Below are 14,419 nucleotides of genomic sequence, written 5' to 3' on the forward strand. Positions count from 1 at the left end.
TCCATCGTCGGCTACGCCGATGCCCTCCGCTACTCAGCCAATTTCGGCCGCTGCGGAACTCACGATAAAACGATAATCAATCGTTTTATCGCTCAAACAGTCCTCGCTGCTTCGCTCCGCAATTGGCCTCCGTTTCTCGGCGACTCCCAAGGGACTATGGGCGCTCCGTAGCTTATCTCTGTCATGCCGGACTTGATCCGGCATCCATTACTAACCATTGAAAGTAACAATACTTAACGCTTAGGCTTCTAACTCAGCCAAAGTCTCTACATACTCAAAACCACACTCAGCTAAACGCGGGCGCATATTGTATAAATCTATACCCAGCACACCCGAAGCTAGCTTTAGGCGCTTTTCTTCTTCTAAATTTTCTCTGGCGACACCAGCATCTAATACTTGCTTAGCCTGTTTACGTGGCACCACCACTACGCCGTCATCATCTGCAACTACCACATCACCGGGGTTAATTAATTGGCCAGCACACACAACCGGCACATTAACGGCACCCAAGGTATTTTTTACTGTGCCTTTGGATGAAATGGCACGCGACCAAACGGGAAAATCCATCTCTTCTAAATCGCGTACATCGCGACAACCGGCATCGATAATTAAACCCCTAACACCGCGCGCTTTGGCAGAGGTTGCCAGCAAATCGCCAAACATGCCGTCTGTGTTATCGGTGGTACAAGCCACCACTAAGATATCACCGGGCTGGCATAATTCTATCGCCACATGAATCATCCAGTTATCGCCGGGCTGCGCCATCACGGTGACCGCGTTGCCGCCTATGCGCGCACCTTTATAAATAGGGCGTATATACGGCTTTAGTAATCCTGTACGGCCCAGTGCTTCGTGCACTGTGGCCACGCCCAACTCACCCATGGCCGATACGACTTCGATATCGGCGCGTTCAATATTGCGTACGGCAACAGTTTTCATAGCTGGATTCCTGAAATATTGTTAATCGTTAAATTCATAAAGTCGCGCAGGGTTATCTACCAGCAGCTTTTGTTGCAGTTCTGCGGTAGGCGCAATTAGGGGGATGGTATCAACCAAGGCACCATCATCCGGCATATGCGATTTCATATTAGGGTGCGGCCAATCGGTGCCCCATAAAACTTGATCGGGAAATTGCTCTACCAAATGGCGGGCATAGGGAATCGCATCGTGATAAGGAGGAGCTTGCTGGCTTAGCCTTTCTAGGCAGCCTACTTTTATCCACGTATTGGGACGGTTACGCACCATCTCACAAATACGCATAAAGTCGGGGTGATCCAGGCCTTTACTAACATCGGGCCTACCCATGTGGTCTATAGCGATGGGCGTAGGCAGCTGCATTAATAACGACTCTATATCGGCAAATTCCTGTGACTCAAAATAGACGATAATATGCCAGCCAAAAGGCGCAATTAGCTCAGCGAGTTTGCGGTAATAAGCCTCAGGCTTAATATCCACTAAGCGTTTTACAAAATTAAAACGTATGCCGCGCACACCCACGTCATGTAAACGCTGCACCTCAGCTACGGTTAAATCATCACCCACCACCGCCACACCGCGGTAACGCCCCTCGCCAGCTTCTAACATGTCAACCATGGCACTGTTGTCGGTGCCGTGGCAGCTGGCTTGCACTAATACACTGCGCTCAAAACCTAAGTGCTTATGTAAGGAAAATAATTGCTCTTTAGGGGCATCTACAGGGGTGTACTTACGCTCCGCTGCATAAGGGAACTGCGCCGCCGGGCCAAATACATGGCAGTGAGCATCACAGGCCTTGGCCGGCAATATAAAATTCGGCTTTTTCGGCTTGGGACATACAGGTAAAAAAGACATAGTAATTATTACTCTCTTGCCATCAATTCAATTAATAACTTAACAAGCTTCGTCTATATATAATTCGCCGCGGCTGAGCAAGCGCGCGGTGCGCAACAAGCCAGCCTGTTTTACGCGGGGCAGCTCAGCACTGTAATCAATCGCCAAACTCACCGAAAATTCGCCGCTGGGGTGCTCTACCGATAACTTCAACGGATTACCCTCCCCTAACTGCGCGACATTTTGCGCCACTGAGCCGGGTAAGATACAGGCCGTGGCTACCGACACCGCACCTAACACACCCACTGCATCGTGACACTGATAAGGAATAAACGTACGGGTGTTAATGGCCCCGCCATGGCTGGGTGCAGAGATCATGCACATCTTGGGTACTGCCGCGCCATCCACATCCCCTAAATTCATCTTGGGGCCTATCTGTAAGCGTATCTTTTGCAGACGCGCTTTTAACGCCTCATTGCCATTAAGCTGCTCTGGCGTTTCGTAGCCACTGATACCTAAATCTGCCGCTCGCATCACCACCACTGGCATGCCATTATCGACGCAGGTCATTTCTATACCATCCACCACGTCTACCACATTGCCAGTGGGTAATAAGCTACCGCAGGCTGAGCCCGCCACATCGTCATAATTGCATATAACTGGCGCTGACGTTCCCGGCACGCCATCGATGTGGGCATCACCGCAATAGGTCATTGCGCCCTGCGGGGTTTGCAAGACTAGTTCGCAAACCTTGCCGCTATTAACCATGTGCACACGCACGCGGGTTTCCGCGCTGGATACAGGCACTAAGCCAGCCTCTATCGCAAATGGCCCTACCCCCGCTAAAATATTGCCGCAATTGGGTGTGGTATCGACGCGATTTTCACCCACCACCACTTGCACAAACAAGTAATCAATATCGGCATCATCACGGGTAGACAAGCTCACTATCGCCGCCTTGCTAGTCAGCGGGTTGCCGCCACCCAAGCCGTCGATTTGACGCCCATCACGGCCCAGTGCCGACAACAATAGTTGATTGCGGGTCGCCTCATCGGCCGGCAAATCGCCGGCTAGAAAATACAGGCCTTTAGAGCTGCCGCCACGAAATTGCATATAGGGTATCGCGCGCTGCGACATAAGCTGCTTACTCCGGCTATAGGTCTATTGTTTTTAACGTAGTTCCGATTATGGTTTATCGCCTCACTAAATAGCTAATGCCTTTTAATTGCTAAGCCATGCAAAAAAGTATTTAGCACCATGAAAAAAGTTTGCCAATTGAATAAAGCTAACGTTTTCTCATCGCATGAAATATAAAATAACCCTTTATTACAATAGCTTACAAAATAATGACTAGCATAAAATTATTGAGTGGTACAACTTTTTTATACTATATATACTGAATTACATTTATTTTTCATGTAGTGGGTAGCAGCGCCATGAGCAAAAAACCGATGGGTAACAGCCAAAGCCTGGGCATACCAAACCTTAGCTTACGCCACTTAAAAGCGGTAATGTATGTTGCCCAGTATAAGAACCTCACTCGTGCAGCGAATAAACTTAACCGCTCACAAACCGCAATCACCAAAGCTATTAGCGATCTTGAGTCCAACCTAGGGGTGCAATTATTTGATCGCTCTTCTACCGGCATGTTACCTACCGTTTACGGCGACGCCCTAGCAAAACGCGTGATACAGGCCAACGCCGAATTTGAAGCCGCCGGTGCACAGTATGTAGAATACAATAAGACCCGTAGCAGCTATCAAAATATTCCTATATTCACTATGGATGTTAGCTATAAACGCCTAGCCGCTTTTATTGCCTTACACGATTGCAAAGAAGTGTCTGCCGCAGCCCAGCAGCTGGGTGTCACCCGCGCCGCTATTTATAACTCGGTACGGCAATTAGAAGAACTGTTAGACCTATGTCTATTTGAGCGCGAACCCAATGGCGTCACCAATACCGCCTTTTGTACCGTGCTGGCGCGCCACGTTAAGCTCGCCTTCGCGCAAATTCGCCACGCCATAGATGACATCGCCAATGTTAATGGCGTCACTAGAGGGAAAGTGGTGGTTGGCACCCTACCCTATACCCGAACCATCTTAACGCCGCGCGCTATAAACCACTTACTGGCAGAGCAACCGCAGTTAGACATAGCCACCGCAGAAGGCCCCTACTCCACGCTGGAGGCGGCACTACGCTGCGGAGACTTGGATTTTATTGTCGGCGCGATACGCCCCACGCAAAGTGATAGCAGCTTAAAAACAGAGCAACTATTAGAAGATAGACTGGCCTTAATCGTACGCAAGGGCCACCCTTTAGAAAGCAAACAAAACCTCAGCCTAAGCGACCTACAACACTATGGCTGGGTGTTACCGGCTAACAACACCCCGGCACGCAACTTGTTTGACGATGTATTAAGTCGCCATCAATTAGCACTGCCAGAGCATGCGGTGGAAACCAGCTCGCTCTCAACCGTGCGCGGCTTACTCTTGGAAAGCGATCGCATCGCCTTATTATCAGAGCATCAAATTTATTACGATAAGCAATACGGCGCACTAATCCCACTAGCGATAGAATTAACCGACACCTATAGGCCCATAGGCGTCACCATGCGCGCGCACACCGCCCCCTCGCCTGCGGCGCAGCTGTTTTTAAATAGCTTGCGTATAGTCGCCAAAGAACTAATTCAATGATGTTATGTTAGTCATTTACAGTAAGCGGTGAGAGTATATAAATATGAAAAAAACGCCCACCAACGACAGCATACCGGTATTTAAACTCTATGGCGGTGATCATGAATGGCTTACCCCCGACCTATTACATTGCGAGCGCATAGCCGACCGCAGCAAATTACACGCTTGGGAAATCAAACCTCATAGGCATAGCGATTTACTACAAATTTTCTATATTCAAACCGGTGAAGCTTGCATACAACTAGATGACAGCCAGCACACGCTGACCCCGCCAGTGCTTTTGTTAGTGGCAGAAATGTGCGTACACGGCTTTAACTTTTCCAGCGACACTGAAGGCTATGTACTGACGCTAGCCTCGCCTTTAGTCAATCAATTACATACACGCTTAGGCGCACAGCAAAGCCTATTAAAAGAAAGTGCCTATTATGCAGTGGCGCATGAACAAGGCTATTTTGATCACTTATTTGAACAAATAAACCAAGAGTACCGTGCTCATCTACCCGGCAGAGAATTACTACTGGACGCGCTGGTAGGCAATATTATTGTTTCCACCAGCCGCATAGCGATTAAAACCTCCGCCCCTGCCAAAACACAACAAGATAAAGGCTTGGAGCACTACAGCCAGTTTTCTCAATTGCTAGAGCAGCAGTATAAAAGCCATTTATCGATAGAAGCCTACGCCGAACAACTCAACATCACCGGCGCACACTTAAATGCCCTATGCCGGCGCATAGCCAAGCAATCGGCCTTACAAATTATTCACGAGCGCTTATTGTTAGAAGCCAAGCGCAATTTAATTTATACCGCCATGACCATTAGTGAAATTTCCAACGAGCTCGGTTTTTCAGAACCGGCCTATTTTACCCGATTCTTTAAGCGCCACTGCGATATTTCGCCGAAAAATTTTAGGCAAAAAAGCGGTACTACCACGGTTTAAAAAACTTAATTAATTACGCTGTTGGGTATAGCAGGAATGCCCTGCGCCAAGACTTGCTGCAAACTCTCTACGGTGGCATGCGTCATTACTGGGTCTAGCGCCAGTGTTTGTAATAAAGCTTCGGTGCACTGCATTTCATGCAGGCGTCTTTTGGCATGGGTATTTGTGCCCGCCACCAAACGGGTAATTAAGGCCGCATCTGCCGTTGCTAATTCAGTGGTAATATTACCCCACAACCATTCACTACAGCCCGCAGCTTCAGCAGCACGCATGGCCTCTATAATGACCGCGGCCAAACCTTTCATCATCACACTGCGCAAAAGTTTGCGCTGGGCTGCGGCTCCCGCTTCGCCTGCCACCACCTCTACCGGCATGGCAAATTCAGCAAATATTGACGCAAAGGATCGCGCCCCTGTGCCGGCAACCATCACCGGCGTGCGTATACCCTTGCCTGGCACTATAGACATTAACGCCACATCAACAAAATGTAATTGTCGACTAGCAGCACGCGCTGCCAGCTGTTGTTTTATGGCAACGGAGTTAGTCGAAAAGTCGGCATAAATAGCCCCCGTAGGTATGGCCTCCAAAGCTTGCTCCATAGCTGTTAGCGCATCATCGCCTGCGGTAAGAGCAATGACCAAATCGCTAGTAGCTACCGCCTCATGAGGGGTATTAGCGCGAATAACCCCAGCCGGCGTTGCGACGTTGGCGGGATCAAATGCCGTCACCTGTACCTTTGCGTCCACTAAGTCCTTAGCCATTAATGCCCCAGCCTCGCCCAAACCGAACATTGCTACATTGAGTGCGCTCACCTATTACCCGCCTTTACATATAAATAATTGAAACAAGATAACAATGAGTTTAGCAAAACTGCAAGCCTTAAGGTCATGGCAATTGCTTGACGGATAATGAAAAAAGCTTGCAGCGCTGTTATGTGGCGATACTTTTTTGCATGGCTTAGCAATCAAAAGGCATTGGCGGTTTGGACGGAAAGCAAACAATATCACCACAAGGTGACATTTATCGTTAAAAAATATTCTTACTCTCTGCGCTAAGCATGGGGCAATGGTTAGGAGAATAAACGTTTTTTAGCTGCTTTAAATGTTACTTGATTGAGCGAACGGCTGATCGGTTGCTCTAGTTAAGCGGTAAATCTCAAAAGGATATACGGCTACTAGAGCTAGCCGATTCTAGCTGTTGGTTAAAAAACAATAACGATAAATAAAGACCCAGAGGACACTCACATGAAACATAACAAGCTTTCTAAAACCGCCTTGTGCCTATCGGTAGCGTCCGTGTTATCGGCCGGTTCAACCGCGGGGCAAGCAGCCAGTAGCATAGAAGAACTGATAGTAACCGCACAAAGACGTGCTGAAACTGCACAGGAAATTCCTATTGCGATAGCTGCGTTTTCCAGTGAACAATTAAGCTCTTTAAGCACTTCTAACCTTCAAGAGTTAACCGGACATATTTCCAGTGCCGAGTTATTTGATGACCGTGGCGCGGGCCAGCCGACCTGGGTTATTCGCGGCGTAGGCTTGGCAGACTTTAATGCCAACAACACCCCTACCGCTGCCATTTATTACGACGATCACTACCTGTCATCCAATATCTTGGGCGGCATAGGCATGTTTGATATAGATCGTGTTGAAGTATTAAAGGGCCCACAAGGCGGCCTCTATGGACGTAACACCAGTGGTGGTGCTGTGCGTATTAATTCAGTAGCCCCCGTTCCCGGTGCCGACATTAACGGCCATGTTTCTGCGTCCTATGGCAGCTGGGATAAATCCCGAGTGGAAGCCGCTGTAGGTAGCGCCATTAATGATAAAAGCGCCTTTCGCATAGCCGCTATGACTGAGCAAGGCGGTGGCTGGCAGGACAGTTTAGCCACCCCGCAAGATGATAATTATGGCGATAGGGATTTTTCTGCAGCCAAAGCACAGTTATTCCTACTGCCTAGTGATGATCTTGAAGTCATCATCAAAGTAGAAGGCGGTGAAGATAAATCAGAAACATTACTAGCTTTAGCTAAAGCTATTTACAACCCTTCAGGCCCTGGCTATTGCGCCAGCGCTGTGGCCGGCAAGGCCGATTCAAATAGCTGCGCTCTGCTGTCGAATGCCACTAACGCCTTAGTCATCTCACCTGATGGAGACCCCGGTTTATTACCGTCCTTACAAAAGCAAGACGGCACTAAAGTACTAACCAACCCTATTAACGCACTGGATAACTCCTGGGGCGGCGCCAATGTTAAAGTCAATTGGGATTTTGGTGTTGCGACTTTATCGTCTATTAGCGCCTACGTAGATTACACCAACAAACAAATTTACGATTATGATGCTGAGCCACTAGCGCTGCTACATGAAGATAGCAAAACCGAATTAAAATCCTGGTCGCAGGAATTTCGTTTAGTCTCCAATGATGATGAAGATATTTATTGGTTGGCAGGTATCTCTTATTCCAAAGATGAAATGGATGATGAAAGAACGGGCAGCCTGGATCAGAACTTTTTGGTTTTCGCCACCAACTCTACCCGTGGCTATGAACAAGTAGCTGAATCCTGGGCAGCCTACGGCCAAGTCGATAAAGATATAACTGACAGCATCACCATCAATGGCTCGTTGCGTTACACCGCGGAAGATAAAGAGTTTAATAATGCCTATCATTTTGATAATTATGGCCAGTTTTATTATCTCGAAGATCTCGATTATGACTATAGGCTGGATGCCAACTGGTCTGGCCATGTAGGCATAGACTGGGCCCCTACTAGTGACGCTATGATTTACGGTAAAATTACCCGCGGCTTTAAGTCCGGTGGCTTTTACGGCGGCTTTGCCTTTGAACCTGAAGAGCTAGATGCCTATAAAGAAGAAACCGTTATCTCTTATGAAGTAGGCTTTAAAAGTGATTGGCTAGACAGCACGCTACGAGTCAATGGTGCTGCGTTTTATTACGACTACCAAGATGTGCAAGGTTTTCTCGAGGAGTATAACGCTCAGACCAATACCGCTCTTACCAAGCTAGGCAATTTAGGTGTAGCTACACATAAAGGCTTAGAACTAGACGTCACTTGGCTACCCTTTGATATTGAAGGGCTGACCTTACAACTAGGCTTAACCTGGTTGAATGCTGAATTTACTGACTCTGATGTGGTGCTCACTGACCTATCCGATCCAGAGACTCCGGTTGGTACATTGGAAGGTTTAGATCGTACCTTCTCACCGAAATTTAGCTCTACGGTTGTTATTAACTATGAACGTAATGTGTCCGAGGATTTAGTCGGCGGCATACAGCTTAACTACAGCTATCGCGACGATATTGCCTCTAGAGACAGCTATTTAACGGATCTCAATTATGCTGCCTATGGCCAAAAAGGTTATGAGTTACTGAATGGTCGCATCACACTTAATCCTGCAAACAACCAATGGCAGTTAGCATTGGTAGGTAAAAACTTGCTGGATGAAGTCTACGTTGCCCGCGCAACAGGTAGTGATTTGGGTAGTTTTAGTGACCTACCTGGCCAGCCTCGTAGCTTTGCCATAGAAATGACCTATAACTGGGAGTAAAAACACAGCGCTAATAACGCAGCGTAACCGCTACCTTTGTAGCTAAATGCAAAGGCAGCTGTTTTTCCCATAGAGTTTATAACTCACTATTTTTTACCGATTTTAGCCATTAGCTATTGGCAGCTTGCCAATAATTCATGCTGGAGATGCTTCACCTCACTGGGGAAATTTGTGCTTCCCTTTTGCTCCCCCGCTTATCCGGGGGAGCTTTTTTATTCCTTTCTCTTTAACGCCTCCTTATTATTTAGCCACACCCTTTTTTGTATTTCACATCACTGCTGCCCCGTTAACTTAATCTCGTCATGCCGGGCTTGACCCCACAACTGTCTGGAATCATCTCCTAATCGTCATACTCCCGAAAGCGGGTATCCAGTTGCGACAAACGACCTATTCACATCAACATTCAAATTTACCATTAACTACTGTAAATACAGGTTTTTATCAAACTCAAAGTAATTTTCTGGATTGACGTACTCCGTTGCTCTGGCTCCCCGCTTTCGCGAGGAGGGCATACCCCGAGAGTTTAGCGAGTGCTGGGCATGACGACTGGGGAGTCACCCCGCACACTAGTGGACGACTTTCGTCATAACAAAGAGATAAATTATGGGGAGTATTTTTAGGAAGGATGAAGCTTTCTGCTCAATTCAGAAAGCTTCATGTTGTAATTTAAAATAATAATTTACTAACTACTTTTCCGCTTGATAAACCACACGGCCATCGAAGATGGTTAATAACACCTGCGTTTCACCAATTTTCTCTGCCTTATCTTGCTCAGCCAATTGCACCAAGTTTCTATCCAGCACAATCAGGTCAGCGAGCTTGCCCTGCTCTATGCTGCCTACGTCTTTATCTTGGCTGAGCATTTTTGCCCCGTTAAGGGTAAAAGCTTGCAGCGCCTCGTGTATATTTAAACGCTGGCTGGCATTAAGGACCTTGCCTTCAGCTGCACGGGTTAATGCTAATTGCATATTTATAAAAGGCCTAGGGTCACGGCTTTCTACTGGCGCATCACTACCAAAGGTTAGTATGCCGCCGGCATCTTTAATCGCCTTAGCGGGATAGACATTGCGCATATAATAGGTATCGGGGTTAAACAAATCATCGCGGCCGTTAACTTTTTCAATAAAGGGTATCACCATAAGATTGTAATCGGTAAAAGGCCCCGCCCATATATAGGTAAAGACATTAAACAAACCCAGCTCGCCTATGCGACGCTGATCATCGGGGTGCACTAGCTGTAAATGCGCCAAGCTTTGGGTTAAGCCTTGTTTATCCGCGTCGGTTTTAACCGCCGCTAAAGCATCCACCGCCACTCTTACACCTTTGTCTGACAAGGCGTGTATATGCACGTGAAAGCCGGCTGCGGTAGCCTGTTTAACATACTCAAGAATAAACGCTTCCGAGTGCTCTAATATGCCACTGCTAGGAAAACATTGCGCAGGCGGATGGCCGTTGGCTAGGTTAAAGGCTTTTATGGCAGCCGGTTTTTTAAAACGCTCAGGCGTTGCTCGCACTTGCTGGCAAACCGTACCGTTAAGGTCGGCATAACCTACTACGTCCACGGCACCGGTTTCTTTATTCATCTCAAAGATGGGTTGTTTGAAACCATTGAGTACCGCCGCACCCGGTAAAGTTGGCGGATGGGTTAAGGGGTTACCTTCCAATACCGAATCGGCAAATAACTTAATGCCGTTAACCTGAATATAGCGTGAGCCTTGGTATTGTTTTCGCAAGTCCTTAAAGCCCGCCATGATGGCTGGAATTTGTTTAAGTGCCTCAGGCTGGTGTGAATTTTCGGCATGGGCAAATAAACCAGCGCGTAGGCGAAAACTCATTTGGCCGCTGTCTTCCAGCCATTGATATTTGCTTAATGTTTCTGCCGAGGTTAACGGATCATGAATAGACGTAATGCCTCGGCTAGCCATGCCTGCGGCTATGCGCGGCATCAGTGCTTCAGGGTCGCTGCTAGAACCCAACATATCCTCTGTGAATTGTGGCCGTATTAATAAGCGTGCGCCCTCATTAACACCACCACTGGGTTCACCATGTTGATCTACCGCGATATTTTCACGCCATTGCGCAAAGTGCGTCGCTAAGGTTTCGCGACTAATGCCTAGCTGCTTGCCTTCTATACTCGCCAAGGCTAGCGCGGCACTGTTAGCTGCTCCGTGATGGCCATCATCGCCCCATAAAATAATCGGGTTGTCTTTAGACACCGCATCTAAGGCTGAGCGCAAGGTGGGGTAACGTTCACTGGGTTGATTACCGCCAGCGAAAGACCATTGCACCACGGGCAGCCATTGGCCTTTTTCTGGCGCATAGTGCTGTAAACAGGCTTTTAAAAACGGCACCATGTCGTCCAAGGTGTAAGCCTCACTACCCAGGTCACACATATCGGGGTCAACGGTACCAAAGGCATGGACATGGGTATCGTGTATGCCAGGCATAACCATTTTGCCTGCCAAGTCACGCACGTCGGTGTTATCACCGATAAAGGCGCGCATCTCTTCATTGCTGCCCACCCCGACGATGCGATTGCCCTGTATGGCTACCGCCTGGGCAACACTGTGCTGCCCGTCCACGGTATAGATATAGCCATCGGTTAATACTAAATCGGCTACGTTGCTCTGCGCTGATTCCGGTTCTGATTCTTGGCTACAAGCTTGTAATAAAGCGGTAATACATACCGCAGCCCATGTTATTTTTTTATTCACAATATTCTCCAATTTGCACTATAGCCGTCGCTTAGATGCGGCTTAGGCACGGTATTAGGCTGTATTTTTTGCCAACCCAGAGTAATACTTGCCTGGCTATAGCGTCTAATGCGATATGGTTGTTCGGATATGAGAAAAGATTACAGGCCATGACTTTTGTTTACATTACGGCCAACAAAGCCATGGTGTCAGGAACTACTACCTAGCCTTGTCACATTGAACGCTAGCAAACAGCGCGCCTATGCTGCGCAAAAAAGTCTGTCATTGCGCGACGCGTCCACTCTTGTAGCTTTTCTTACTTAGAGGCCTTGCTGTCATAATACTGCCAGCGCTCAGTCGCCATGCAAAATTCACGCGGGGTCTGATGCCCTTGTTTTATCCCTAGGTGATACTCTTCCAATACAAATAACATAAAGCGTTGCTGGTCATTGTCATCGGGCTTTTGACTGATTTCTATTTGCAAGGCTTGCTTCATCTCACCATAACTGGGTAGCTCGGGATCGTTAAGTTGCGCATAGACATATTCATAACGAGCGCAAAAGTGTTCGTTATCGGGGCTACAGCCCGCGATGATTAATAGGCTGGCTATTACCAGTGTTTTTTTAAACCGCATAAGGGCCTCATTATTATAGTTTTAACGGCATGCTGTTAATTCGCACTATATAGCTGTGGGCTACCGTAGTTTAAGCTGATCTATAACACCTAACAGTTGTTCGACACTGGGCCGCATTTTATAGTCATTCGACGAATGGCCCCACTTCACCACACCTTTTTTATTGACGATAAACACCGAGGCTACCGCAAATTTATGGTGCTTTTTACCTGACCAGTCCCGCAGCACGATACCGTAATCTTTATAGGTGCTGACTAGCTCATCGGGTAATGTGAATACCACATTAAACGCTTTGTGGGCGGTTAACTTGGGATCGGATAGTACCGGGAAAGGAATCTCATAGGTCTTTTGCACCAGCATACCGGCATCGGGCTTATCGGCGCTGATTAATACTGGGGTAATACCGCGCTGTTGGAATTCTGGCCAGGCTTCGGTTAGCTGACGGATTTGCACATTACAGTAAGGGCACCAGCCGCCTCTATAAAACACCACCATTAGGTCGCCCTGCTGCAGCAGATCATTAAATGAAGCTAACTTTCCCTGATGTGACTTAATCGTAAAATTTTTAATTTTGCTGCCATTGGCGACGCCTACTCCCGGCTCGTGGCTACCTAACGTTTTACTGTTAGTTGCCGACAGTTCGGGTAGCTTGGTGGGCAAACTAATTTCCGAGACGGCCATGGCATTAACACTAATCAATAACAGCGCGGCACAGAGAGATTTGATGCTAATCATGAAGGCTTCCTTTTTGATAAGTCCATGGTGCAGGCGTGAGTATGGCAACAACCCACTGCTTTAAGCAATAGCCAACTTTTCAGTGTAGAGAGTATGGTAATTAGCCCGCTAAGGCTGGTTATTTACTTCTATAGCTAAGGCTTGTGCAGTTAATTATGTCATAGAATCTACATCACAAAATGTCAACAAGCTACTGATATGTAATGAGTTAACTAATCTAGAATTATTCTAGATTAGTTAACTGCCCACACGCCAACACGCCAACACCTTACTCCTGTAGCGGGATAAACTCCTCCTCATCCCCCGGCACCACTGCAAACTCTCGGCGACGCCACTGCTGTTTAGCCTGCTCTATGCATTCCCTGCGGCTAGCAACAAAATTCCAATCTATATAGCACTTGCCCAAACTGTCACCACCTATAAGCGCTATGCGGGCATCCTCTAGCGCCTCAACTTCGGCGCCAGCAACAGCCATTACCGCCATGTTATGTGCGGGTACCACCGTGCCTTTAATTTACAACTTGCCACTCACCACATACACACCCAACTCCTGCGCTAGGGGCAAGCTCAGCTTTTGCCCCTGCTGTAACTGGGCCTCTACGTATAGGGTTTCCGAGTAGCTGACTATCGGTGACTGCAAGCCGTAAGCACGACCTATCATCACCCTAATATTCACCCCAGCAACTGTGGTAGCTGGCACACTGGCCGCAGGGTAGTGATAAAAAGCGGGGGCAATCTTTTCCTGCTCGGCAGGCAGGGCCAGCCATAACTGCAAGCCATGCAAGCTATGCGCGGCGGAAAGCGAGCAGGCCCCATATGATCAAAGAAGATCCACAGCCCTACCATTTTGCGATGGACCTTAGGCAGGCAGCGCCTAACCGAGCAACCGCCCAAATCTTTATCACGGGTTTGAATGAGTAAGGCTACGGCATCGTAGCACTGAGCTAGGCCACAGCCCTGCCCTACCTCGGTGGTAATATTGCTTATAACACATTCCTGCTAAGTGTTTATGGCTAGTATAAGATAAGAAATAGATCAAGCCGCTTAGCAAGCTAATCTCACACAAGACACGTTAGCGCAGGTAGAGCTAGACCAAATAGCCCCTAGGAATAGAGCCTAGTTAGACGAATCTGAAAGAGAACGTTAGAGCGTGCGGTGAAGAGCACATAAGCAGAAAACGAGATGATCACTATGCTGGAATAATAGTGTTAGCGCCGAAAATATCGACTGAGAAAACTAGGGACTACTCAGGGGCCACACGGTAACGAAGGCTCTCGCAGCAGTCGAACTTGATTGTACTTGCGAGCGACTAGGCCTAACAGCTACCCGCCTTAACATGGCAGCTGTCAACC

12 protein-coding genes are annotated in these 14,419 nt (G+C 47.8%); 3 read left to right on the forward strand and 9 right to left on the reverse strand.

Annotated features, from left to right (window positions below; genetic code table 11):
- Positions 1-240 precede the first annotated feature (240 nt).
- From B067_RS0111470 to B067_RS0111480, 3 genes are read right to left on the reverse strand one after another with little or no spacing between them, the layout of a single operon-like run.
- The gene (locus tag B067_RS0111470) at positions 241-939 is read right to left on the reverse strand and encodes a 4-carboxy-4-hydroxy-2-oxoadipate aldolase/oxaloacetate decarboxylase (RefSeq protein WP_019530233.1); all 699 of its coding nucleotides are present in this window, start codon (positions 937-939) and stop codon (positions 241-243) included.
- A gap of 21 nt (positions 940-960) precedes the next feature.
- Entirely contained in the window at positions 961-1,830 is an 870-nt protein-coding gene (locus tag B067_RS0111475; protein WP_035801990.1) for an amidohydrolase family protein, read from the reverse strand.
- Positions 1,831-1,869: 39 nt separating this feature from the next.
- Positions 1,870-2,946, reverse strand: coding sequence for a 4-oxalomesaconate tautomerase (locus B067_RS0111480; protein ID WP_019530235.1), 1,077 nt, complete (start codon positions 2,944-2,946; stop codon positions 1,870-1,872).
- A gap of 299 nt (positions 2,947-3,245) precedes the next feature.
- On the opposite strand from B067_RS0111480, the gene B067_RS0111485 reads away from it, so the two are divergent.
- Both B067_RS0111485 and B067_RS0111490 read left to right on the forward strand, forming a co-directional pair.
- Positions 3,246-4,502, forward strand: coding sequence for a LysR family transcriptional regulator (locus tag B067_RS0111485; RefSeq protein ID WP_019530236.1), 1,257 nt, complete (start codon positions 3,246-3,248; stop codon positions 4,500-4,502).
- Positions 4,503-4,545: 43 nt separating this feature from the next.
- Positions 4,546-5,439 (forward strand): helix-turn-helix domain-containing protein, encoded by an 894-nt coding sequence (locus B067_RS0111490; protein ID WP_019530237.1) that lies wholly within the window; start codon positions 4,546-4,548, stop codon positions 5,437-5,439.
- Positions 5,440-5,444: 5 nt separating this feature from the next.
- On the opposite strand, the gene B067_RS0111495 is transcribed toward B067_RS0111490, so the two are convergent.
- Entirely contained in the window at positions 5,445-6,251 is an 807-nt protein-coding gene (locus B067_RS0111495; RefSeq protein WP_240472857.1) for an NAD(P)-dependent oxidoreductase, read from the reverse strand.
- Positions 6,252-6,683: 432 nt separating this feature from the next.
- Here B067_RS0111495 and B067_RS0111500 point away from each other — a divergent pair, with 432 nt between their 5' ends.
- On the forward strand, positions 6,684-9,005 hold the full coding sequence (locus B067_RS0111500; RefSeq protein ID WP_019530239.1) for a TonB-dependent receptor: 2,322 nt from the start codon (positions 6,684-6,686) through the stop codon (positions 9,003-9,005).
- 686 nt (positions 9,006-9,691) lie between these two features.
- On the opposite strand, the gene B067_RS0111505 is transcribed toward B067_RS0111500, so the two are convergent.
- From B067_RS0111505 to B067_RS22045, 5 genes are all read right to left on the reverse strand, one after another.
- Complete coding sequence (locus B067_RS0111505; RefSeq protein ID WP_019530240.1) at positions 9,692-11,719, reverse strand: amidohydrolase; 2,028 nt, start codon at positions 11,717-11,719, stop codon at positions 9,692-9,694.
- A gap of 295 nt (positions 11,720-12,014) precedes the next feature.
- On the reverse strand, positions 12,015-12,332 hold the full coding sequence (locus B067_RS0111515) for a hypothetical protein (RefSeq protein WP_019530242.1): 318 nt from the start codon (positions 12,330-12,332) through the stop codon (positions 12,015-12,017).
- Positions 12,333-12,392: 60 nt separating this feature from the next.
- On the reverse strand, positions 12,393-13,067 hold the full coding sequence (locus B067_RS0111520) for a peroxiredoxin-like family protein (protein WP_019530243.1): 675 nt from the start codon (positions 13,065-13,067) through the stop codon (positions 12,393-12,395).
- Between the two features lie 268 nt (positions 13,068-13,335).
- Positions 13,336-13,551, reverse strand: coding sequence for a pirin-like C-terminal cupin domain-containing protein (locus B067_RS22040; RefSeq protein WP_019530244.1), 216 nt, complete (start codon positions 13,549-13,551; stop codon positions 13,336-13,338).
- Positions 13,552-13,581: 30 nt separating this feature from the next.
- On the reverse strand, positions 13,582-13,842 hold the full coding sequence (locus B067_RS22045) for a pirin family protein (RefSeq protein WP_019530245.1): 261 nt from the start codon (positions 13,840-13,842) through the stop codon (positions 13,582-13,584).
- Positions 13,843-14,419 lie beyond the last annotated feature (577 nt).

This window comes from Dasania marina DSM 21967, assembly GCF_000373485.1.
In the GTDB taxonomy this organism is placed as follows: domain Bacteria; phylum Pseudomonadota; class Gammaproteobacteria; order Pseudomonadales; family Dasaniaceae; genus Dasania; species Dasania marina.

Excerpts from the sequence above, each read along its gene's own strand:
- B067_RS0111470 (WP_019530233.1), bottom strand. The coding sequence starts at position 939 with ATGAAAACTGTTGCCGTACGCAATATTGAACGCGCCGATATCGAAGTC.
- B067_RS0111475 (WP_035801990.1), bottom strand. The coding sequence starts at position 1,830 with ATGTCTTTTTTACCTGTATGTCCCAAGCCGAAAAAGCCGAATTTTATA.
- B067_RS0111480 (WP_019530235.1), bottom strand. The coding sequence starts at position 2,946 with ATGTCGCAGCGCGCGATACCCTATATGCAATTTCGTGGCGGCAGCTCT.
- B067_RS0111485 (WP_019530236.1), top strand. The coding sequence starts at position 3,246 with ATGAGCAAAAAACCGATGGGTAACAGCCAAAGCCTGGGCATACCAAAC.
- B067_RS0111490 (WP_019530237.1), top strand. The coding sequence starts at position 4,546 with ATGAAAAAAACGCCCACCAACGACAGCATACCGGTATTTAAACTCTAT.
- B067_RS0111500 (WP_019530239.1), top strand. The coding sequence starts at position 6,684 with ATGAAACATAACAAGCTTTCTAAAACCGCCTTGTGCCTATCGGTAGCG.
- B067_RS0111515 (WP_019530242.1), bottom strand. The coding sequence starts at position 12,332 with ATGCGGTTTAAAAAAACACTGGTAATAGCCAGCCTATTAATCATCGCG.
- B067_RS0111520 (WP_019530243.1), bottom strand. The coding sequence starts at position 13,067 with ATGATTAGCATCAAATCTCTCTGTGCCGCGCTGTTATTGATTAGTGTT.
- B067_RS22040 (WP_019530244.1), bottom strand. The coding sequence starts at position 13,551 with ATGGCGGTAATGGCTGTTGCTGGCGCCGAAGTTGAGGCGCTAGAGGAT.